Below are 21,433 nucleotides of genomic sequence, written 5' to 3'. Positions count from 1 at the left end.
CCGGCTCAGGCGGTTTTCACGCACTTCTGGATAAAGCTGTTCTTGGCCGCCCCGGCAAGCTTCTTGTCCGTCGCCGCCTTCTCGCACTGGGTCGCCTTGTCGGCAGCCCCGTCCGTCTTCAGGCACTTTTGCACGAAGCTGTTCTTGGCCGCGCCAGCCAGCTTCTTGTCGGCGGCCGCTTTCTCGCACTGGCTTGCCTTGGCACTGGCGGAGGCATCTTTGACGCACTTGCCCACAAAGCTGGTCTTGGCGGCGCCCGCCAGCTTCTTGGCCGCGGCCTGGGCCTCGCACGCCTGCTGCGCCCCCGCGCCATCACTCGCCATTGTTGCACTCTGGGCCACCCCCATTCCCATGCCAAACACCGTCACACACAGACTCAACACCATCAGGATCCGCTTCATATGACCAACTCCCTTCGTTCTATCCATTGTGGTTAGCCCCACTCACGCGGGCCAAACGAGGCACCCTCGCCTCGCTGCACTATAGTCCCCCGGCTTGATGACAACCAAAGTGCCGCCGTACTCGCACAGCCTTCCTTCCCCCTGATCGCCTCCACTCGGCCAAGAGACAAGAGACAAGAGACAAGAGACAAGATTGGTGAGCTGGCGCAAAAATTCAGCGCTTCTCGCCAGTTGCGTCAATTTTCGACTGGTTTGCGTATGAGGCTTGAGGCTATGCTGGCCATTCGGCGCCTACAGCACCATCCGGGCCCCGCCCGCTGGTTAATGGAGCGCATTGGAAGCTGTAATCCAGGGGCGGTAGCGTGGGTTGGGGTCGGAAACACTCGATTTTGCAGGTGAACGTTGAAGATAATAAGGTTAAAAAATGGATAGGCTAATTAGCAACGAAAGTTTGCCGGATTCTGTCTGGTGTTCCAATAGTTCTGAAATGAGATTACCTGATAACTTGGGAAGGTGCGAATAAGTCATATGGCACGAGAGCATTTACTGGTAACCCATTGATATTAAATGACTAAAATTTTCATTTTTTGTTCGTGGGATACTTGTTCGCACTTTCCTTAATGGAGTCTACAGATAGATATATCAAAGAGCTGGCATCATTGCATGGCGTAGGAAATTGTCGACATAGGGATATTATCTTGTCTTGCTTTGATCGAAATGAAGATCTTGCTATCGATATATTGAATCAAGTACAAAGCTCCAAAAGTGGGTGAGCTTGTATTCACTCCACCGGACCGCCACTTACAAGAACAATCTGGGACACTCCCCTTTCTGAGCCAGCCATTCCTTGGCTGGCTCACGATTTAGCCCCTATCCCTCCAACCAATACTCCCTTTCAACCCCCACCCCGGCCACAAAGTCAGGATCGTGGGAGACCAGCAGCAAGGTGCCCGGATAGTCGGCCAGCACCTGAATAAGCAGTTGGCGCGAAGCGTGACCCAGATGGTTGTCCGGCTTATCCAGCAGCGGTCTGTCACTTATAGGATTACATCCAGCAATGAAGTCCCATAGGAGTTATCTATGGTGCAACGCCACTGGCCATCGGGCTCTTTGCGAAACACATAGGTGGCGCGCCGGGTTTCATCAATCCACCCCTCCCTGCCCGGGTAGCGCAGCCGGGTCTCCATGATCACCAGGGCGTTGTCGGCCCCCTCGATCACCTCCATGGCCCCCTGGGTCACCTCAAGCTGACCGTCAAAGTAATCGGAGATGGCAGTGAAGGCGCAGCGGATGGCGGGAATGCCGCGCACCACCATGCCGGGTTTGACCACCAGGGCGGCGTCTTCGGCGTAGAAGGTCATCAGGGCGTCGAAGTCGCGCCGGGAGATGGCGGCGTCACAGGTCTCGATCAGGGTACGAAGGGGATGCGGGCTCATGCGGTGCTCCTTGTTTCAGGGGTATAGGGCGGGCTACCCGCCCTATACCGGACATCAATACCGGACATAAAAAAATCCCCCGCTCTCGTGAAAAAGCGGGGGATCGTCAGCATCTCATGACGGCTTAACCGAGCAGGAAGGCCTTGAGGCGGCCAAAGTCTGCGGGCAGATCGTGAGACAGGAGCGGCAGCGCGGCGTGCTTGGCGAGCGGGCCCGGCAGCGGCACATCCAGATTCAGGATCTCGTCCACCGACTCCTTGAACTTGGCCGGATGGGCGGTGCAGAGGAAGACCCCAACCTCGTCTTGCCCAAGCTGCTCGTTCAGCAGATCCCAGGCAATCGCCCCGTGGGGCTCGCACAGGTAATCCAGCTGATGCAGGCGTTTGAGCGCATCGCGGGTCTGGGCATCATCACGCATCCCTGAGCCCAAGGTTTCCAGCGCCCAGCCCTTGCGACGGCACAGCTCTTCCACCCGCGGCCAGTTGTTGGGGCGGCTCACGTCCATGGCGTTCGACAGGGTCGCGACCGTCTGGTGCGGCTCCCACTGGCCGGTTTTCAGGTAGCGCGGTACGGTGTCGTTGGCGTTGGTGGCGGCGATAAAGCGCTTCACCGGCAGCCCCAGCGCCTTGGCGATGAGACCCGCGGTGAGGTTGCCGAAGTTGCCGGACGGCACGCTGATGACCGCCTTGGCGCGATCGGCTTTCGGCAACTGGGCCACGGCTTCGAAGTAGTAGCAGACCTGGGCCAGCAGGCGGCTGATGTTGATGGAGTTGGCGGAGTTGAGGCCGATGGCGGTCTTGAGCCCTTCATCGTCGAAGGCATCCTTGACCAGCGCCTGACAGGCATCGAAGTCACCGTCGATGGCGAGGGTGCGGATGTTGCCGCCCAGGGTGCAGAAGAGCGCCTCCTGCAAGGGGCTTATCTTGCCCTTGGGGTAGAGGATCACCACTTCAATCCCCTCCAGGCCGTAGAAGGCGTGGGCCACGGCGGCACCAGTGTCGCCGGAGGTGGCGGTGAGGATGGTGATCTTGTCATTGGTTCTGAACGCAGCCAGACACTGGGCCATGAAGCGGCCGCCGAAATCCTTGAACGCCAGGGTCGGGCCGTGGAACAGCTCGAGGGCATAGGTGCCATCTTTGAGCTTCACCAGGGGCGCCGGGAAGGTGAAAGCGGCGTCGATAAGCTCGCTCACCTTGGCAGCCGGTACTTCGTCACCCAGCAGGTGGCTCAGGATGCGGGCCGAGCGCTCGGCCAGCGGCAGATCCAGCAGGGCATCCACATCGGCCAGCGGCTCCAGGGTCTCTGGGAAGAACAGCCCCTGCTCGCGGCCCAGACCCTGACGCACCGCCTGGGCGAAGCTCACCTGTTCACTCTTGTCCTTGATGTTGTAAAGATTCATAGCTCGCTTCCTGTTACCCGTGCCCCGGCCATGTCCAGTTTGCAGACCCGGGCAAATCCATCTTCATTGCGCACGAAGTGCGCTTCCATCCACTCTTTCATGCGTTCGGCCTGGGCCAGATCCTTCATCACCACGAACACGGTGGGACCGGACCCCGAGATGCCGGTGGCCAGCGCCCCGTTCTGGGCCCCCTGGGCCCGCACCTCGTTGAAGCCTTCAATCAGGGCCGCGCGATAAGGCTCGGCGATGACGTCTTTCAGGACGCTGGCGGCCAGCCCTTCCTGGCGGCTGTAGCTGGCATGCACGAAGGCGGCCAGCCGGCGGCCATAGGTGAGGCAGTCCTGGCGGCGATACTGGGCCGGCAGGATGGCGCGGGCGGCGGCGGTGGAGACCACGGTGCCCGGGTAGCAGACCACCCAGTACCACTCGTCAAACACCGGGATGCCCTGGCTGATGACGCCCCCCTCCTCCAGCACCAGCTGCATGCCGCCCAGATAACAGGGCGCCACGTTGTCGTAATGGACGGAGCCGGAGATCTTCCCTTCCATCTCCCCCATCAACAGCAGCAGGTCGTGTTCATTCAGGGGCGCACCGTGGAAGGCGTTGAGTCCTTCCAGCGCCGCCACCACGCTGCAGGCGCTCGATCCCAGGCCCGAGCCCACCGGCAGGTTCTTCTCCAGCACCATTTCCAGCGGCTTGAGACCAAGGCCGCGCTTCTCAAGCGCCTCGCCATAGGCGACCCAGCAGTCGTGGAGGATGTTCTTTTTCGGGTCGTCCGGCAACTTGTGGGCGTAACGGCCCACGGAAGAGAGAGCGAAAGGCACCTCTGCCGATTTGACCTGGACGCGGTCACCCAGCAGGGAGCCATCCACGGGGGCAAGCGCCGCCCCCAGGACGTCAAAGCCCACGCTCAGGTTGGCGCTGGAGGCCGGGGCATAGGCCACCACGCTGCCGCCGATTTCTACATTCGGGTTCATCTCTGAACTCATGTTACAGCTCCTGCTTCCAGTTCTGGGTGCGCAGCACATCGGCGAAGACACCGGCGGCGGTCACTTCGGTCCCTGCGCCATAGCCGCGCAGTACCAGGGGGATGGGCTGGTAATAGGTGGAGAAGAAGGCGAGCGCGTTCTCCCCGTCTTTTACCTTGAACAGGGGCTCGTCACCACCCACCGCCTTGATGGCCACCTTGCACTTGCCACCCTCGATGGAGCCGACGTAACGCAGCACCTTGCCTTCACGCTGGGCCGCCGCGAACTGGTCGCGGAACCAGCCGTCGGCCTCGGGCAGGCGGGCCATGAAGGCCTCCACGTCGCCGCTCACGTCAAAGCCCGGCGGCAGTGCCTGCTCCACCTCCACATCGGAGAGCTCCAGCGCCATGCCGGCCTCGCGGGCCAGAATGAGCAGCTTGCGAGCCACGTCCATGCCGTTCAGGTCATCGCGGGGATCCGGCTCGGTGAAGCCGTTGCCGCGGGCGATCTGGGTAGCCTCGGAGAAGGCCATCCCCTCGTCCAGCTTGCCGAAGATGAAGGAGAGCGACCCGGACAGGATGCCGTCGAAGGCGCGCAGCTTGTCACCGGCCTTGATGAGGTTTTGCAGGTTCTCAATGACCGGCAGGCCCGCGCCCACGTTGGTCTCGTACAGGAACTTGCGGCGGGTCTGGCGGGCGGTGCGACGCAGCGCCTTGTAGTAATCGAGCGACCCGGTGTTGGCCTTCTTGTTCGGGGTGACCACGTGGAAACCGGCCCCCAGGAAATCGGCGTACTGGACGGCCACGGCTTCGCTCGAGGTGCAGTCGACGATCACCGGGTTGATGAGGTGGCTCTCTTCCACCAGCTTCTTCACCGCCTCCAGGCTGAAACTGCCTTGTGCTTCCACCAGCTGTTCACGCCAGTTGGCGAGGGCCAGGCCATCCTTGTTGACCGCCATCTGACGGCTGTTGGCGATGCCCACTACTCGCAGGCCGGTGCCCTGCTCGGCCAGTACCGGCTGCTGGCGGGCAATCTGATCCACCAGGGCTGCACCGACGCCGCCCACCCCGACCACGAAGAGATCGATGAACTGCTGGCTGCCAAAGAAGTTCTGGTGGCACGCCTTGATGGCTTCCGCCACCTTGCCGGAGCGCACGACCGCGGAGATGGAGCGCTCGCTCGACCCTTGTGCGATGGCGACGATGTTGATGGAGGCCTGGGCCAGGGAGGTAAAGAAGCGCGCCGCCATCCCCTTGGAGGTGCGCATGCCGTCACCGATGAGGGAGATGATGGCCAGATCGGTCATGATCTCGAGCGGGTCCAGCAACTGGTTCTTGAACTCCAGCTCGAACTCGCGCTCCAGCACCTTGCGGGTCTTGTCGCTGTCGTAGCTGTGGATACAGAAGCTGACGCTGTACTCGGAGGACGACTGGGTAATCAGCACGATGCTGACCCCGGCGCGGGAGACGGCGGAGAAGATGCGACCGGCCATGCCCACCATGCCCTTCATGCCGGGACCGGAGACGTTGAACATGCACATGCCGGAGAGATCCGAGATGGCCTTCACCTTCAGATCGTCATCCCCCTGATCGACCCCGATGAGGGTACCCGGACCCTGGGGGTTGAAGCTGTTCTTGATGAGGCAGGGAATGTGGAACTGGGCCACGGGGGCGATGGTCTTCGGGTGCAGCACCTTGGCACCGAAGTAGGAGAGCTCCATCGCCTCTTTATAGGAGAGGGTTTTGAGCAGGTAGGCATCCGGTACCAGGCGCGGGTCGCAGTTGTAGCAGCCCTCCACGTCGGTCCAGATCTCGCAGCACTCGGCATCGACGCAGGCGGCCAAGACGGCGGCGGAATAGTCGGAGCCGTTGCGGCCCAGCAGCACGGTCTCGCCCTTGTCGCTGCCACCGGTGAAGCCCGGCATCAGGTAGAGACAATCAGAGCGCAGGCCCTTGGCGGCGAAGCGCACCCGGGAGGCTTCGATGTCCACATGGGCTTCGAGGTAGCCGCCATCGGTGACCAGCAACTGCTCGGGCACGATGAGATCCAGCTCGAGGCCGCGCACCCGCAAGAGCTCGTGCATGAAGGCGATGGAGAGGTTCTCGCCACGGCTCAGGATGCGGGCCTGGACGTTGTCCGGGCAGAGCCCCAGCAGACGGATACCCTGCATCAGCCGCTCGACCTGATCCAGTTCGCTGGTCAAACGAGCCTGCAGCGCCTTGTCATCCAGCGCGGGATAGGCGGCCTTCAAGCCGGCCAGCAGGCGGGAGAAGATGCCGTTGATCTCGAACAGGGTACTGCTTGCATCCATGCCGCGACTGGTCTGTTCCACCAGGGCGACCAGGTGATTGGTCACCTTGGCCGGTGCCGACAGCACCAGGGCCACCTGGGATTGGCCGTGGGTATTCACCGCGATATCGGCAACCCGCAAGAAACGCTCTGCGTCGGCCAGTGACGACCCGCCAAATTTCAACACTCTCATCGCTATCTCCCTGTATTCCCTGCAAATTGATCTGCTAATTGGTCTAAAAACAATCCAACAAAAAAGGCCCGTACTGGGTGGGTACGGGCCTTTTTCTGATTTCTGTGCTTGTTCGTCAGCGCATCAACCGGCCCCAGTGCCACCTGTGGTGGTACCGGTAATAATGGTGGTGGTGATGATGTTGGTGAATAGCTGCATGACGAACACTCTTGAACGAATCTGGTTGTTAGCAATACCGCGCCCGGCGAGGGGCTGTCAACCTAAACCTCCTTGCCAAACTTGCGGGCAAGGTCTTTGCAGAGCAGATGGAGCATATTGAGATCCCGCTGCGGCAGCATGGGCACTCGGTCCATCACCCATTGATGCAGTTTTTCATCCTGCGAAACTCCGAGTTCACCAAGCAATTCTGCTGTTTTTGATTTCAGCACGCGAACCTGCCCGGCACTCTCGAAATTTTCTGCTACGTCCTGCTCGTCGCTCACTTTCTGGTCATCGAGCAGCGGACTCAGCTCATAGGCATACAGCATGATCGCCTGACCCAGGTTCAGGGACGGGTATGAGACCTTGAGAGGCAGGTAGCTGATGAGATCCACCTGGGCGAGCTGTTCGTTGGAGAGTCCGGACTCCTCGCAGCCAAACACGATGGCCACCTTCTCGAGGGAGGGCTTGGCCCGGATCTGGTCGCGAATGTCCGCCGGGGTGAGGTAGTGCTGGTAGCGGCCGCGCTGCCGGGCGGTGGTGGCGACCACCAGATCCATGTCCGCCAGGGCCTCTTCCAGGGTGTCGAAGGCTTGCGCATCCGTCAGGATCTCCTGCGCCCCGTGGGCAACCCAGCTCGCCTCCTCCTCTTTGTGCACCCGGCTCCCCACCAGTCGCATGGCATCGAAGCCCATGGTCTTCATGGCGCGGGCAGCAGCCCCCACGTTGGCGGCACGGGCGGGCGACACCAGCACAAAATAGAGTTTCATCGGGTTCTCTCCAGGATGGGGCCGACGCCGCGAACTGCGGCGAACCGTCGGCAAAACAGGGGCGCAATCTACCGTTTATCCCGAAATATTGCCACTTGAACAGATGTTTGGATGTTGCCATAGTGGCCTTGGACGCGAGTCCGCCGCCTCAGGGCACTGATGCCATGGGCCCGACAGATCACAAGGAAGAGAGAGATGCAGCAGCCATTGGAGCAGGCGGTCGCCGAGACGATCCTGCAACGTTTTGAGTCGTTTTACAGCCGCTTTCTCGAGATAACCCAGGGCAGCAAGAGCCGTTTCGAGAACAGCGACTGGCTGGGGGTCCAGCTCGCCGGTCGAGAGCGCATCCGCCTCTATGATCACCATGTCGGCGCCACCACGGCGCAGATCAAACAGATGATGGGGGAGCAGCTGCCGACCCAGGCCCTGCTCAAGCAGGTGAAAGGCGCCTTCAGCGATCTCCTGCCCCGCTGCGAGAACTTCGAGGTGGCGGAGTCCTTCTTCAATTCCGTCTATCGCCGCATCTTCCGCCATCGCAACATCCGCGACGAGAACCTTTATATCCACCCCTTCGTGAGCCGGGGTGACAATCCTGACCTGGGATCCTTGCTGCGTATCTATCGCACCGATCTCTCCCACCTGCCCCAGACCCTGAGCCAGTTGCTCGGGGATTACAGCTTCACCCTCCCTTTCGAAGACAAGCAGCGGGACATCATGGACATCCACCGCCATCTGGCAGAGAGCGGCCCGGCCATCCTGCACGAGGAGCCCTTCGCCATCGAGCTGCTCAGGGAGGTGTTCTATCGCAACAAGGGAGCCTATCTGGTGGGGCTCATCCGGGTGAAGGGAGAAGTCTATCCCTTCATCTTGCCCCTGCTCAGCACCGGTCAGAGCATCTATGTGGACACCGTCATCTTCGAGCCGGAGCTGGCCTCCATCGTGTTCGGCTTCGCCCGCGCCTACTTCATGGTCTATGCCCCGGTACCGGCGCTCTTTGTGGCCTTCCTTCGCCAGATCATGCCCCGCAAACCGGACTATGAAATCTACAACGCCATCGGCTGCCAGAAACACGGCAAGACCGAGCTCTATCGTCACTACCAGCAGCACCTGGCCCAGAGCCGGGAGCAGTTCGTCATTGCGCCCGGCATCAAGGGGATGGTGATGAGCGTGTTCACCCTCCCCTCCTACGATGTGGTGTTCAAGGTGATAAAAGACGAGTTCACCCCGCCCAAGGAGGTGAGCCACGAGCAGGTGAAGGAGAAATACCGGCTGGTAAAACAGCACGATAGAGTGGGCCGCATGGCAGATACCCAGGAGTTCACCAACTTCGAGTTTCCCCTCGATCGCATCTCGCCGGAGCTGTTGGCCGAGCTCAAGGCGGTGGCGCCCTCTGCGCTTACCCTCACCGCCGACAAGCTGGTGATCAAACACCTCTACACCGAGCGCAAGATGATCCCGCTCAACCTCTATCTGGATCAGGCGGACGAACAGCAGACCCGCCTCGCCCTGGAGGAGTACGGCAACGCCATCCGCCAGCTCGCGGCGGCCAACATCTTCCCCGGCGACATGCTGTTCAAGAACTTCGGGGTGACTCGCCACGGTCGGGTGGTCTTCTACGACTACGACGAGATCTGCTACATGACGGAATGCAACTTCCGCCAGATCCCGCCGCCCCGCTACCCGGAGGACGAGTGGAGCGCCGAACCCTGGTACTCGGTGGCCCCCAACGACATCTTCCCCGAGGAGTTCGCCACCTTCCTGCTGCAAAAGCCCCAGGTGCGGGAGATCATGATGCAGGTGCACAAGGACTTGTTCGATGCCAACTACTGGAAGATGCTGCAGAGCAACATCAAGGAGGGGGTGTTCGAGGATGTCTATCCCTACCGGCGCAAGAAGCGGTTTCGCTTCCAGCGAGGGGGATGACCCGGCATCAGGCACAAAAAGGGACGCCATGGTGTCCCTTATCACATTCTTATGCACGCTGGCGCAGGGGTCGCCTGCGACAGCCTTTGACGAGATCCCGGCTTATTTCACGGCGTCAAAGGTCAGCAAGGTGGCCTTGTCGGCATCCTTGAGTACCAGCTGTTTGCCGCTGATCTGGAAGCTCGCCACCTTCTCCAGGGTCTGCAGGTAGTTCATCTCCTTACCGGCCAGATCCCCCGCACACATCATGCGCGTCGAACCCATGGCGCCCAGAGTCAACACGCCGTCACCCTGCTCTGTGATGCCGCCAAAGTAGCGGTTGCAGCCGCCCTTGCCCGCCACCTTGTCACCGGCGACCTGCAGGGTGAAGGTATCACCGCTCGCCCCTTGCAGTTGCCAGGTCGATGCCTGCAATTGTGCCAGCGTAGAGCCCGTAGTCATGGCGCAGCCTCCCAGGGCCAGAGCGGCCAGCAGGATCAGTTTGTTGTTCATCAGTTCACCTCGTGATGGAACGTGTCGTAACGACACGGAGTGAGGGGCCTGTGTACCATGACTGCGGCGTCAATCAAAACTCTTTTATTGTGATCGGGGTTCCCTTTACTCCCCGCTGGCATGTGCCATGCTTGTAGTCCTGTTCGGACCCAGGGAGGGGAAACGAATGGTCAAGTCTCTCGTCATCGCAATGGCATCCAGCCTCGTCTTTTCGGCTCAGGCCGCCGACTGGAGTTTTCTCCAGATCGAATCGGACAACCCGCTCTACATCAAAAGCTATTCCGGCGTATTGCTCGGCAACCAGAGCCACCTGGGCGACAACTTCGACCTCTGGCTCATCAATACCGGCTATCAATACCCGCTTCAGGATGACATCAGCCTCTACATGGAGGCGGGCCCCGCCATCGGCCCCCAAAGTGGGCAGGCCGGGTTCAATATCAGCTCTGGGGTGCGCTATCGCCTCTCCCCGTCACTCAACATCGGCAGCCAGCTCAAGCAACTGGAGGTGAGCAAGGCCAGCACCCTGGTTGAGCTCAACAGCAGCCTGCTGGTGACCCCTTCCCTGGCCATCACCGCCAATTACGGACTCAGTGCCTTCAACACGGAACACTTTCTCACTCTGGGAGTGGGCTTCAACTTCTGAGGTTCAGAGGAGCCTGGCGCCGCTCACCAGCACACCGTTGAGGTCGGCGTAGACATAGTCGCCGGGCGCTATGGTCACACCGGCAAAAGAGACCACGGCATCCAGCGTGCCCAGACCCCGTTTCTCTGTCTTGACCGGGCAGGGGGCCAGGGCCTTGACCCCCAGCGCCAGGGTCGCCAGCGTCCCCACATCCCGCACGGCCCCGTTGATGAGGATCCCCTCCCACCCCTGCTCCACCGCCTTGATGGCCAGCTGATCCCCGAGCAGCGCCCGACGCAGGGAGCCGCCCCCGTCGATCACCATCACCTTGCCATGGCCGGGACGGTTGACCAGCTCACGCACCAGGCTGTTGTCTTCAAAGCAGGAGAGGGTCACGGCCTCGCCGTAAAACAGCGCCTTGCCGCCATAGTCCTGAAACAGGGGATCAGCGATCCTAAGGGCATCGCCATGTTCATCGCAAAGGTCGGGCAGCAGGTCCAGCATGATCATCATCCTTCCATGGAGTGAAATGTGTCCGCTCATTCTTTCATCATGTCGGGGCGCTGACAATCCACCGGCCGGGTGCCCTGTCCGGATGGCGGGGGGTCATGTCAGCCCAAAGGCCTGAACCGCCAGCGGGACGCAAGCGCCCCCAGATGACAGGGCGGCCCTTCCAGCAACACGGGCACCAGCCAGAGCTCTCCTTCACGCACCCAATAGAGGGCATTCTGGCCAAATCGGGCGGCCAGCCGGATCGCTTCTGGCAGCGAAAGCGGCAACAACAACGACGCCTCCTGCCAGCGCCCATCCTCATCGCTCCCCCAGACCTCTCCCATGACGGGACAGTCGCCCACTTGCCGGACAAGGGCTCGCTGGCGACGGGCATTGCGGCGCAGCCCCACCCACCGGCTGGCCGGGTTCCAGGCCGTGACAATGGCATAGGCTGGGCAGCTGGGAGGCGCAAAGGGGGCGATGAAGCACACTTTTCTGTAGTTTTCCCACAAAGTCATGTCAACCACATGTTACATCCCATTACATTTATTAAGGGCGAAAAAGCGGGTCAGCCCAAGTATGATGCAGCGAACTCGGGGATTGACTTATATCAAAGCTGAGTTAAAAAGTTGCTATCTGACGGCAAAGAGTGTTGTTATGCGCCTGTTAACTGATAAAATGCAGCAACTTTTGTAATGGACTACCTCTCCGGGCTTCTCTTGTTCAGACTTGTTGAGAGCCCATGTACGGCACAGGGATGCTTGCCGACATAGTTACCAAATTCGCGATGATTCGACCTGATATTCATACCCAGGATGACGTAATAAATTTTCAGGACCGGTCGGATAACGCCAAAGAGTGTTAAAATTTCGATAATTAACTGATAAGAATCTGGGAATACTCATGCAAACACCACATATTCTGATCGTCGAAGACGAGCTGGTCACCCGCAACACCCTCAAGAGCATCTTCGAAGCCGAAGGCTACATCGTGCTGGAAGCCAACAACGGTGACGAGATGCACCAGGCCCTGACCAGCCACACCATCAACCTGGTGATCATGGACATCAACCTGCCAGGCAAGAACGGCCTGCTGCTGGCGCGCGAGTTGCGTGAAGATGACAACATCGCCCTGATGTTCCTGACCGGTCGCGACAACGAAGTGGACAAGATCCTGGGGCTGGAGATCGGTGCAGATGACTACATCACCAAGCCGTTCAATCCCCGTGAACTGACCATCCGTGCCCGCAACCTGCTGAGCCGCACCATGAACGTGGCCGCCGGTGGCGAAGAGAAGAAGCTGGTGGAACGTTATCTGTTCAATGGCTGGGCCCTGGACATCAACAGCCGCGCCCTGGTCAGCCCGGCTGGCGACATGTTCAAGCTGCCCCGCTCCGAGTTCCGCGCCATGCTGCATTTCTGCGAGAACCCGGGCCAGATCCAGACCCGTGCCGAGCTGCTCAAGAAGATGACGGGCCGCGAACTCAAGCCCCACGACCGCACCGTGGACGTGACCATCCGCCGTATTCGCAAGCACTTCGAGAGCGTGGGCGACACCCCGGAGATCATCGCCACCATCCATGGCGAAGGCTATCGCTTCTGCGGCGAGTTGGAGCAGGAGTAATCCTCCCCACTCCCGAGTTGAAGAGGCGCCCTGTGGCGCCTTTTCCATGTCTGCGCCTTTCAGCTTGGCCGCTCTGGCACTCTCGCCGGCATCAAAAAACAGACAACAAAAAGCCCACTCGCAGGAGTGGGCTTTTTGTGTGAAGACTGGAGCGGGCAGCGGGAATCGAACCCGCATCATCAGCTTGGAAGGCTGAGGTAATAGCCATTATACGATGCCCGCTAGGCATCAAAACGTGCTTGGTGTGATGGGGAATCCCCACGACAGACAGCCATCTGGCTGATATGGACAACGGCGCGTGCCGCTATCTGGAATGTGGAGCGGGTGATGGGAATCGAACCCACGTATGCAGCTTGGGAAGCTACCGTTCTACCATTGAACTACACCCGCGTCAGTGGCCTCTACTATATGCATTTTGCCGCCGAGCGCAATCACCGACCTCGCATTTTTTGCCATAAATCAAGCTGTTCGGCCAACTAATGAGCATGAAGCCGATTTTTCACACAATGATGTTCCTCCGCCCGGTTCTGCAAGGTTGCCAAGCCGTGGGGGCGACGATAGTCTTGCGCCACTCGTTTGAGGAGGGTGGTAATGGACAAGAACAGACAGAAACATCTCTATGGCTGGTTGCGCAAACAATCGGGCCATGGTCGGCGCTGGATCGGCATCTCCATCGCCTTCGGGCTGGGTCAGGGCGTCCTGATGGTGATGCAGGCCTGGTTGCTGGCGACCCTGCTGCACGGTTTCATCATCGAAGGCTCCACGCCGGAGCACTCCGCCCCCCTCTTCATCAGTCTGTTGCTGGTGACCCTGACCAAGGCGGCCCTGGCCTATGGCCGCGAGGTGGCGAGTTTCAAGGCGGGCAGTGCGGTTCGCCAGGCCGTCCGCGAGCTGGTGCTCACCCGCCTCGCCAGGCTCGGCCCTGCTTATATCCAGCGTCGTCCCGCCGGTAGCTGGGCCAGCCTGCTGCTCGAGCAGATCGAAGAGATGCAGGACTTCTTCTCCCGCTATCTGCCCCAGATGGCCATCGCCGTCTTTATTCCCCTGGTGATCCTGGTCTCCGTGTTCCCGGTCAACTGGGCGGCGGGCCTCATTCTGCTCGGCACGGCCCCCCTCATTCCTCTCTTCATGATCCTGGTGGGGGTGGGTGCCGCCGATGCCAACCGCCGCAACTTCCAGTCGCTGGCGCGCCTCTCAGGCCACTTCCTCGATCGCCTGAAGGGACTGCGCACCCTGCAGCTTTTCATGCGTACCCGGGCGGAAGGGGAGGCCATCCGCGATGCATCGGAAGATTTTCGCGAGCGCACCATGGAGGTGCTGCGCCTCGCCTTCCTGAGCACGGCCGTGCTGGAGTTCTTCGCCGCCATCGCGGTGGCCCTGGTGGCCGTCTACTTCGGTTTCTCCTACATCGATCACCTCAACTTTGGCAGCTATGGCGTCAAGGTCACCCTCTTTACCGGCCTGTTCGTGCTCTTCCTCGCCCCCGAGTTCTACGCGCCGCTGCGGGAACTCGGTGCCCACTATCACGCCAAGGCACAGGCCATTGGCGCCGCCGAACAACTGCTGGAATTTCTCGAGGCCGACGTGAGCGAACCCGCCTCCGGGACGCTCCCCTTCCATGCGGATGGCCCCGTCAAGGTAGAAGCCCGCAGCCTGGAAGTGCTGAGCGCCGAGGGCAAGGTGCTGGTCGGTCCCCTCGATTTCACGCTGGAAGCCGGCACGCGCACCGCCCTGGTCGGCATCAGCGGCGCGGGCAAGAGCTCCCTGGTCAATGCCCTGCTCAGTTTTGCCCCCTATCGCGGTTCCCTGTGCGTCAACGGAGTGGAGCTTCGTACCCTGGACATCAGCCAGTGGCGCCAGCAGCTAGGCTGGCTCTCCCAGAATCCCCAACTCTTCCACAGCTCCCTGCGGGACAACCTGCTGCTGGCCAGACCATCCGCCAGCGACGCCGAGCTGGAAGCCGCGCTCAAGCGCGCCCAGGCCTGGGAGTTCGTCAATGAGAAAGGGCTGGACTATCGGGTCGGGGATCAGGCGGGCGGCCTCTCCGTCGGCCAGGCCCAGCGCATCGCCCTTGCCCGCACCCTGCTCAAGACGACCCAGATGATGGTGCTGGATGAACCCACTGCCAGCCTGGATCGCCATTCTGAGCGGGCCGTCATGAGCGCCCTCGAACAGGCCGCACAAGGTCAGACCCTGCTGATGATCACCCACCGCCTCGATCAGCTCAGCCAGATGGACAACATCCTGGTGCTGGCGCACGGCAAGCTGGTGGAGCAGGGACGTTTTGCCGCACTCGGCGAGGCCCAGGGCCCCTTCGCCCGCCTCCTGTCGCAATCCCAAGGTTTCGGAGACTCTCTCGATGACTGATCTATTGCCGTTCCTGCGCCTTTATCGCCAGCACTGGCTCAGCCTCTCCATCGGCCTGCTGCTGGCCCTGGTCACCCTGGTGGCCGGCATGGGCCTGCTCTCCCTCTCCGGCTGGTTCCTCTCCGCCGCCGCCGTCGCCGGGCTGGCGGTCGCCACCCGAGACACCTTCAACTACATGACCCCTGCGGGGGGCGTGCGTTTCTTCTCCATCGTGCGCACCGCCAGTCGCTGGGGCGAGCGGGTCGTGAGCCACGACGCCACCTTCCGGGTGCTGACCCGGCTGCGGGTCTGGTTCTGGCAAAAGCTCTCCCCTCTCTCCCCCGGCTCCCTTGCCGGTTTTCGCCAGGCTGACCTGCTCAACCGTCTGGTGACCGACATCGATGCCATGGATCACGTCTATCTGCGCCTCATTACCCCCATTGGGGCGGCGCTGCTGAGCTGCGCCGGGCTGGTCTTCTTCCTCTCCTTCTTCGATGGTCGCCTGGCGCTGACGCTGGGAGCCATTCTGCTCTTTGGCATGCTGGCCTTGCCCCTGGTCTTCTATTTTGCCGGGCGCGCGCCGGGCCGCCAGCTCATCGCCGAGAAGTCCAACCTGCGTACCCGCATGGTGGACTATCTGGACGGCCAAGCCGAACTGCAGATGTTCGCCGCCGCTCCCGAGGCGCTCACCGGATTGCAGCAGGCGGAGCAGGCCCTGATCCGGGCCCAGGCCCGCATGGCCCGCGTCAGCGGCCTGGCCGCCTTCTCGGTGCAGTTGCTGAGCGGCTGGACTCTGACCCTGATGCTCTGGCTGGCCGGTCACGGCGTCGGTGGCAGTGCCCCTGACCCCATCACGGCACTCATGGTGTTCGCTACCCTGGCGAGCTTCGAGGCGCTGCTGCCGCTGGCCGGTGCCTTCCAGCACCTCTCCACCAGCCTCACCTCCGCCCGCCGTCTCAACGAGATCCTGCAAGAGGCCAAGGCGCCGGAGTGGGGAGCACAGCAAGCCCCCGCTGCCCGGGGTGCCGTGCAGATAAGCGACCTGCATTTCACCTATCCAGGCCAGGATGCTCCCGTGCTGCAAGGGTGCACCCTGCAACTGCATGCCGGGGAGAAGCTGGCGCTGCTGGGGCAGACCGGCTGTGGCAAGTCCACCCTGATGGGGGTGCTGACCCGGGAATGGACGGCCCTATCGGGGGAGATCCTGCTCGATGGCAAGCCCCTCACCGATTACAGCGAAGAGGCGCTGCGCGCCTCCTGCTCCGTGGTGAGCCAGCGGGTCCACCTGTTTGCCGATACCCTGCGTGGCAACCTCACCCTGGCCGCCCCAGGAGCCAGCGACGAACGGCTCATCGAGGTGCTCACGCAGGTGGGGCTCGGGACTCTGCTGCGCGATGAGGGTGAGCAGGCCGAACAGGGACTGGATGCCTGGCTCGGGGACGGCGGGCGTCCGCTCTCCGGCGGGGAGCGCCGCCGCATCGGCATCGCCCGCGCCCTGCTCCACGATGCACCGCTCTGGCTGCTGGACGAGCCCACCGAAGGGCTCGACACCCAGACCGAACGGGAGATCATGGATCTGCTGCTGACCCTGGGGGCGGATCGCACCCTGCTGCTCATCTCCCACCGCCTGCTGGGGCTGGAACGGATGGACAGGGTAGCCCTGATGGAAGAGGGTCGCATCCGTCTGTGTGCCCCCCACCAGGAGCTGCTGGAAGATGATCACTACCGCAGCCTGCACCGGCGGCTGGCCCCCGCCTGATCCGGGATCGTCTCGCTACAATCCATTGATATGGCTAAAAATGGGGCTGGTCGCCATCGGCGACTGCCCCCTATAATGGCCCACTCGCCACCCAACAAGATGCCGATATGAAACGCCTGATCCTGATGATGCCCCTGATTGCCTCCGGTTGCGCCGACTTCGCCTTCAACAGCAATCTGGACAAGGAAAACTTCGACGAGTACTTCAAGCCGGGGAGCGTGCGGATCTACGAGCAGAGCGAGCTCGCCGACCTCAACTACCTCTACCTCGGCACCGTCGAGGGGGAATCCTGCCAGAGCGATGCCAACCAGGCGGTGCCCAATGCCGGTGAAGCCCGCACCCTGGCCCGCCGCCGCGTGGCGGACATGGGGGGCAACGGCGTCAGCTTCGACAAGTGCGCCGAGTTCAGCGACGTGCCCGGCTGCCTGAAGCAGGTGATCTGCTACGGTCAGGCGCTGAAAGTGGCCGAAGAGAAGTAAGTCCTGCCATGGCGATCGCCATCGTGCGACTCGGCAGCCCCCGCCTCGAGGATGAGGGGCTTCGCATCGGTACCGTGCGTCGCCCCCCTCGCGGCGTGCCCAAAGCGGCGTTCGCCAGCCAGGATTGGTACGACGTCTGGTTCCCCAATCTGGCCCCCAGCGCCGAGACCATGAAACTCGGTCAGACTGCCGACACCCCGGCCCGGTGGACCGCCTTCTGCAAGCAGTACAAGGCCGAGATGGCCGCCCCGGCCGCGAAGCACGATCTGGCCCTGCTGGCCGCCCTCTCCCACACCACCCATTTCTCGGTGGGATGCTACTGCGAACAGGAGTCCCGCTGTCATCGCAGTGTGCTGAGGACCCTGCTGGCCGACGCGGGTGCATTGCTGCGCTGAGCGCCCGTCATGGATGAACACCCCACATGAGAAGAGGGCCCCCCGGGGTGCCCTCTTCTTTATGATGTCGGCTAGTACGCATTCGATGACAAGGAAACCTCCACTCGTCGTCGCAAAGCCTGTTCCTCGTCATGGGTCATGCCCGGCAGCGGCCCCCGGGGGTTGCTGGCAAGCCATACCACCAGATCGTCAACCGTCTCCTCCAGGGGGCGAAAGTTCAGCCCATGAACGATGGCGGCCTCGGCGCTGATGGTGCCATACCCAGCATACTCGGGCAGCTCGCTTGGCAGCAGCGTGGGATAGCTTTGCCAGGGCGCCACCCCTGCCGCCATCAGGTCACGCCAGGGAGCCCACTCGAGCTGCAAGGGGGTCACTGGCGTCAGCCGGGCAGCGAGGCGCTCCACCCAGTCGTTCAGTGCGATGCCGGGCTTGATCAGGTTGAAGCACCCAGCGAGTCGCTGCTCGGCAGCCCGCAGCACGAACTCGGCGCAGTCGCGCACATCCAGGTATTGCAGCCTGTCCTCTCCCAGCCCCGGCAAGAGCCAGTGCCCGCCCCGCTGCACCCGCCTCACCCACCAGGCAAGACGAGCGGTCGGGTCAAAGGGGCCGCAGAGCACGCCGGGGCGCAGGGTGCACAGGCGATCTCCCCAGCGGGCGCGATACACCGACTCGCACAGCACCTTGAGGGGGCCGTAGTCGGTGGGCGCTCCTGCCATCTCGTGCAGGGGGGCCGACTCATCCATGCCGGGTTGGGAAAAATCGCGATAGACACTGATGGTGGAGATGAAGATGAGCCGATCACAGCGCCCCAGCAGAGCGTCAGAGAGTCCTTCGGCCTGTTCGGGGCGATAGCAGCAGGTGTCGATGACCAGATCCCAGTGCCGCCCCTCGCCCCGCAAGGGGGCCAGGTCCCCGTCTCTGTCCCCGTGAAGCTGTGTCAGCTCCCGCCAATCCGGGTGCTGGCGGTGGCCGCGATTGAACAGCGTCACCTCGTGCCCCCAATCCAGGGCCAGCGTGGTCAGGTGGCGACCCAGAAAGCCGGTGCCGCCGATAATCAACAATTTCATCCCTGTCTCTCCTCTATGGCGCCCTCTCCTTGCAGCCCCTCCACGGGCAGCCGAAACGGCCATGGCCTGGCATGGTGAGCACACGTCCCAGGCACGCCCTGATGCCGCCAGGCATATCGTCATGGTGCGGGGAGCAGGCTCCTTGCCCGCTCCCCCGCCACCCCTTTTGCCGCCCCACCCTACGCAAGTTGGCACCAGGACACAGCCCCCGGGCACCGGGTCTGGGATCGGGATCACAGGGGCCGCGTCCTGGTGCTCCCCCTGCGTTTTCGGCGTGCCTGTGCTACATTGCCCGGGTTTTCAGCCAGGATCCGCCATGAAGTTCGATATCGATACCCTAGGGATCATCCGCTCTCCCTACAAGGAGAAGTTCGCCATACCCCGCCAGCCCGGTCTGGTCAGCGCGGCTCGCGCCCGCCTCGAACTGCTTCCTCCCTACGATCAGCCCGATGTGCTGCGCGGCATCGAGCAATTCTCCCATCTCTGGATCAGCTTCGTGTTTCACCAGACCATGGATCAGGGCTGGCACCCGACGGTGCGCCCGCCGCGCCTCGGCGGCAACGAGCGGGTCGGGGTCTTTGCCACCCGCTCCACCTTCCGCCCCAACCCCCTCGGTCTCTCCGTGGTCGAGCTGCACGGGGTGGGACGTGAGCGCGGCAAACTCTGGCTCGAGCTGGGCGCCGTGGACTTGCTCGACGGCACCCCCGTCGTCGACATCAAGCCCTATGTCCCCTATGCCGACAGCCTGCCCCACGCCCGTGGCGGTTTCGCCCCCGATGCCCCCACCCCGCCGCTGGCGGTGAGCTTCAGCGCCCAGGCCGAGCAGCAGCTCGCCCCCTGGCTCAAGGCCCACCCGGAGCTGCGTGAACTGGTGAGGGAGGTGCTGGCTCAGGATCCCCGCCCTGCTTACAAGAAGGGCAAGCCGGATGACAAGGTGTACGGTGTCAGATTGTTCGATGTGAACGTGCGATTTCAGATAAAAGAGCCGCAATGTCAGGTACTGGCCATCGAACCCGCTTGAAAAAAGCCTCTCGGGCAGCATGAAAAAAGCCACCCTCCCGGGTGGCTTTTTTATGGGCAAAACAGGGTGCTCAGCGCCGCTGCAACAGCAGGCTGCCGATGGAGTAACCGGCCCCAAAGGAGCAGAGCACCCCGCGAGCCCCGCTCGGCAGATCCTGGTTGAAGAGGTGGAAGGCGATGATGGAACCCGCCGAGCTGGTGTTGCCGTAGCGGTCGAGGATGACAGGCGCCTCCTGCTGGCTGGCGTCATGGCCCAGCAACTTGCGACCGATGAACTGGTTCATGGTGAGGTTGGCCTGATGAAGCCAGAGCCGGCTCAAGCCATCGGCCGCCCATCCCTGCTCCGCCAGCTGGGAGGCTATCTGATCGCACACCAGGGGCAGCACCTCCTTGAACACCTTGCGCCCCTGCTGGCGAAACAGCTTGTCGTCGCCGTAGCGGGTGCGCGGGCTGAGCCGGTTCAGGAAGCCGAAGTTGTTGCGGATGTTGTTGGAGTACTGGGTCACCAGCTTGCTGGCCACCAGTTGCCAGGGGTTGGCCACCTGGCAATCGGCCTCCCGCTCCAGCAGCACGGCGGTACAGGCGTCGCCGAAGATGAAGTGACTGTCCCGATCGCGGAAGTTGAGGTGACCCGAGCAGATCTCCGGATTGACCACCAGCGCCAGCCGGGCGGTGCCTGCCGCCAGCATGTCCGCGGCGGTCTTGATCCCGAAGGTGGCGGAAGAGCAGGCCACGTTCATGTCGAATGCCAGGCCGCTGGCGCCGAGATAGTGCTGCAATTCGATGGCCAGCGCCGGGTAGGGGCGCGGCATGTTGGAGGCGGCGACGATGACAAGATCGATCTCCCCCGGTTCACGACCGGCGGCGATCAGCGCCTGTTCGGCGGCCGCCACCGCCATCTCCACCATGATGGAGGGCTGATCGTCCGGGCGCTCTGCCATGAGCGGCTGCATGATGTCGGGATCCAGCACCCCCTCGCAGCTCACCAGATAGCGGCTCTTGATGCCGGAGGCCTTCTCGATGAACTCGCAGCTCGAGTGCTGCTTGGCAGGCAGCTGCCCAGCATCGATGGCGGAGGCGTTCTCCTCGTTGTAGAGATCCACGTACTGGTTGAAGGCCGCCACCAGCGCTTCATTGCTGACGGCAAAGGGAGGGGTATAGAGGCCTGAGCCACTGATTACGATAGAGGTCATCTTTGCTCCTGGCCGGGTGCAATCCCGGCTTGTCTGTTTTTTAGGGTTCAGAGGGTCACAGCTGGTCGATGGCCGCAGCCAGACCCGCCAGGGTCAGCGGGTGCATCCGCCCGCCGATCAATTCGTTCATCAACTTGTTGACATCCTCCCCCACCTTAGCGCTTCGCGTCACAGGAGGGGGATTCCCATTACTGGGTGATAGCTGCTCGCGCAGTACCGGGGTCCTGCTTCATCGGGCGGCCTGATTGCACCACGCCTCCACAGGCTAAAACGGCGTGTCCCGCCGCTAAAATATTGCGAGCGCCGTTCACATCGGCGTTCGCCTCATAACCACACGCAGCGCATTTAAACTGGCTTTGCGTCTGGCG

General features: G+C 62.1%; 20 protein-coding genes, 2 tRNA genes and 1 other annotated feature. Of the genes, 8 read left to right on the top strand and 14 right to left on the bottom strand.

Annotated features, from left to right (window positions below; all coding sequences use genetic code 11):
- Positions 1–5 precede the first annotated feature (5 nt).
- From J9892_RS23175 to J9892_RS23150, 6 genes are all read right to left on the bottom strand, one after another.
- Complete coding sequence (locus J9892_RS23175) at positions 6–347, bottom strand: hypothetical protein (RefSeq protein WP_244813003.1); 342 nt, start codon at positions 345–347, stop codon at positions 6–8.
- A 1,091-nt stretch (positions 348–1,438) separates the two neighbouring features.
- Positions 1,439–1,837 (bottom strand): DUF4440 domain-containing protein, encoded by a 399-nt coding sequence (locus J9892_RS23170; protein WP_210539117.1) that lies wholly within the window; start codon positions 1,835–1,837, stop codon positions 1,439–1,441.
- 124 nt (positions 1,838–1,961) lie between these two features.
- Positions 1,962–3,236 carry a threonine synthase gene (thrC, locus tag J9892_RS23165; RefSeq protein ID WP_049636630.1) on the bottom strand — a complete coding sequence of 425 codons (1,275 nt, stop codon included), beginning with the start codon at positions 3,234–3,236 and terminating at the stop codon, positions 1,962–1,964.
- Positions 3,233–4,225, bottom strand: coding sequence for a homoserine kinase (gene thrB, locus J9892_RS23160; protein WP_029314022.1), 993 nt, complete (start codon positions 4,223–4,225; stop codon positions 3,233–3,235). The genes thrC and thrB overlap by 4 nt, the downstream gene beginning before the upstream one ends.
- A 1-nt stretch (position 4,226) precedes the next feature.
- Positions 4,227–6,686, bottom strand: coding sequence for a bifunctional aspartate kinase/homoserine dehydrogenase I (gene thrA, locus J9892_RS23155; protein ID WP_041214768.1), 2,460 nt, complete (start codon positions 6,684–6,686; stop codon positions 4,227–4,229).
- Between the two features lie 57 nt (positions 6,687–6,743).
- Positions 6,744–6,874 (bottom strand) — a sequence feature (Thr leader region).
- A 72-nt stretch (positions 6,875–6,946) separates the two neighbouring features.
- Positions 6,947–7,654 (bottom strand): tRNA/rRNA methyltransferase, encoded by a 708-nt coding sequence (locus J9892_RS23150; RefSeq protein ID WP_052814839.1) that lies wholly within the window; start codon positions 7,652–7,654, stop codon positions 6,947–6,949.
- Between the two features lie 195 nt (positions 7,655–7,849).
- Between J9892_RS23150 and aceK the strand changes: the two genes are divergently transcribed.
- Entirely contained in the window at positions 7,850–9,577 is a 1,728-nt protein-coding gene (aceK, locus tag J9892_RS23145; RefSeq protein WP_128297169.1) for a bifunctional isocitrate dehydrogenase kinase/phosphatase, read from the top strand.
- Between the two features lie 102 nt (positions 9,578–9,679).
- On the opposite strand, the gene J9892_RS23140 is transcribed toward aceK, so the two are convergent.
- Positions 9,680–10,069 (bottom strand): META domain-containing protein, encoded by a 390-nt coding sequence (locus J9892_RS23140; RefSeq protein WP_039039356.1) that lies wholly within the window; start codon positions 10,067–10,069, stop codon positions 9,680–9,682.
- A 166-nt stretch (positions 10,070–10,235) separates the two neighbouring features.
- On the opposite strand from J9892_RS23140, the gene J9892_RS23135 reads away from it, so the two are divergent.
- Positions 10,236–10,712 (top strand): hypothetical protein, encoded by a 477-nt coding sequence (locus J9892_RS23135; RefSeq protein WP_052814842.1) that lies wholly within the window; start codon positions 10,236–10,238, stop codon positions 10,710–10,712.
- A gap of 3 nt (positions 10,713–10,715) precedes the next feature.
- Here J9892_RS23135 and J9892_RS23130 read toward each other — a convergent pair whose 3' ends face one another.
- Positions 10,716–11,195 carry a putative 4-hydroxy-4-methyl-2-oxoglutarate aldolase gene (locus tag J9892_RS23130; protein ID WP_198497378.1) on the bottom strand — a complete coding sequence of 160 codons (480 nt, stop codon included), beginning with the start codon at positions 11,193–11,195 and terminating at the stop codon, positions 10,716–10,718.
- 107 nt (positions 11,196–11,302) lie between these two features.
- Positions 11,303–11,701: a DUF3293 domain-containing protein gene (locus J9892_RS23125; protein WP_198497379.1), complete on the bottom strand. Its 399-nt coding sequence runs from the start codon at positions 11,699–11,701 to the stop codon at positions 11,303–11,305.
- A 385-nt stretch (positions 11,702–12,086) separates the two neighbouring features.
- Between J9892_RS23125 and arcA the strand changes: the two genes are divergently transcribed.
- Positions 12,087–12,806, top strand: a complete 720-nt coding sequence (gene arcA / locus J9892_RS23120) for a two-component system response regulator ArcA (RefSeq protein WP_010673581.1) — start codon at positions 12,087–12,089, stop codon at positions 12,804–12,806.
- A gap of 147 nt (positions 12,807–12,953) precedes the next feature.
- On the opposite strand, the gene J9892_RS23115 is transcribed toward arcA, so the two are convergent.
- Both J9892_RS23115 and J9892_RS23110 read right to left on the bottom strand, forming a co-directional pair.
- Positions 12,954–13,028: transfer RNA gene (locus J9892_RS23115), tRNA-Gly, on the bottom strand.
- Between the two features lie 94 nt (positions 13,029–13,122).
- Positions 13,123–13,196: transfer RNA gene (locus tag J9892_RS23110), tRNA-Gly, on the bottom strand.
- A 201-nt stretch (positions 13,197–13,397) separates the two neighbouring features.
- On the opposite strand from J9892_RS23110, the gene cydD reads away from it, so the two are divergent.
- From cydD to J9892_RS23090, 4 genes are all read left to right on the top strand, one after another.
- Positions 13,398–15,173, top strand: coding sequence for a cysteine/glutathione ABC transporter permease/ATP-binding protein CydD (gene cydD, locus J9892_RS23105; RefSeq protein WP_210539116.1), 1,776 nt, complete (start codon positions 13,398–13,400; stop codon positions 15,171–15,173).
- Complete coding sequence (gene cydC / locus J9892_RS23100) at positions 15,166–16,911, top strand: cysteine/glutathione ABC transporter ATP-binding protein/permease CydC (RefSeq protein WP_210539115.1); 1,746 nt, start codon at positions 15,166–15,168, stop codon at positions 16,909–16,911. Before cydD ends, cydC begins: the two co-directional genes overlap by 8 nt.
- Positions 16,912–17,018: 107 nt before the next feature.
- Positions 17,019–17,390 (top strand): Rcs stress response system protein RcsF, encoded by a 372-nt coding sequence (gene rcsF / locus J9892_RS23095; protein ID WP_010673578.1) that lies wholly within the window; start codon positions 17,019–17,021, stop codon positions 17,388–17,390.
- 8 nt (positions 17,391–17,398) lie between these two features.
- A complete protein-coding gene (locus tag J9892_RS23090; RefSeq protein WP_039039351.1) occupies positions 17,399–17,785 on the top strand; it encodes a DUF488 family protein in 387 nt (128 codons plus the stop codon).
- Between the two features lie 71 nt (positions 17,786–17,856).
- Here J9892_RS23090 and J9892_RS23085 read toward each other — a convergent pair whose 3' ends face one another.
- Positions 17,857–18,852: an NAD-dependent epimerase/dehydratase family protein gene (locus tag J9892_RS23085; RefSeq protein WP_210539114.1), complete on the bottom strand. Its 996-nt coding sequence runs from the start codon at positions 18,850–18,852 to the stop codon at positions 17,857–17,859.
- A gap of 316 nt (positions 18,853–19,168) precedes the next feature.
- Here J9892_RS23085 and tsaA point away from each other — a divergent pair, with 316 nt between their 5' ends.
- The gene (tsaA, locus tag J9892_RS23080) at positions 19,169–19,873 is read left to right on the top strand and encodes a tRNA (N6-threonylcarbamoyladenosine(37)-N6)-methyltransferase TrmO (protein WP_041214760.1); all 705 of its coding nucleotides are present in this window, start codon (positions 19,169–19,171) and stop codon (positions 19,871–19,873) included.
- A 70-nt stretch (positions 19,874–19,943) separates the two neighbouring features.
- Here the strand turns inward: tsaA and J9892_RS23075 are convergent, their stop codons facing one another.
- Together J9892_RS23075 and J9892_RS23070 are read right to left on the bottom strand one after the other, a co-directional pair.
- The gene (locus tag J9892_RS23075; protein ID WP_048208085.1) at positions 19,944–21,065 is read right to left on the bottom strand and encodes a beta-ketoacyl-ACP synthase III; all 1,122 of its coding nucleotides are present in this window, start codon (positions 21,063–21,065) and stop codon (positions 19,944–19,946) included.
- A gap of 188 nt (positions 21,066–21,253) precedes the next feature.
- A partial coding sequence (locus J9892_RS23070; protein ID WP_210539113.1) for a zinc ribbon domain-containing protein occupies positions 21,254–21,433 on the bottom strand: 180 nt, incomplete at its 5' end.

Origin of the sequence: Aeromonas sp. Prich7-2, from assembly GCF_017939255.1 — a bacterium.
Classification (GTDB): domain Bacteria; phylum Pseudomonadota; class Gammaproteobacteria; order Enterobacterales; family Aeromonadaceae; genus Aeromonas; species Aeromonas caviae.
The sequence above is the reverse complement of the archived record's forward strand: the minus strand, read 5'-3'. Positions and strand labels throughout refer to the sequence as shown.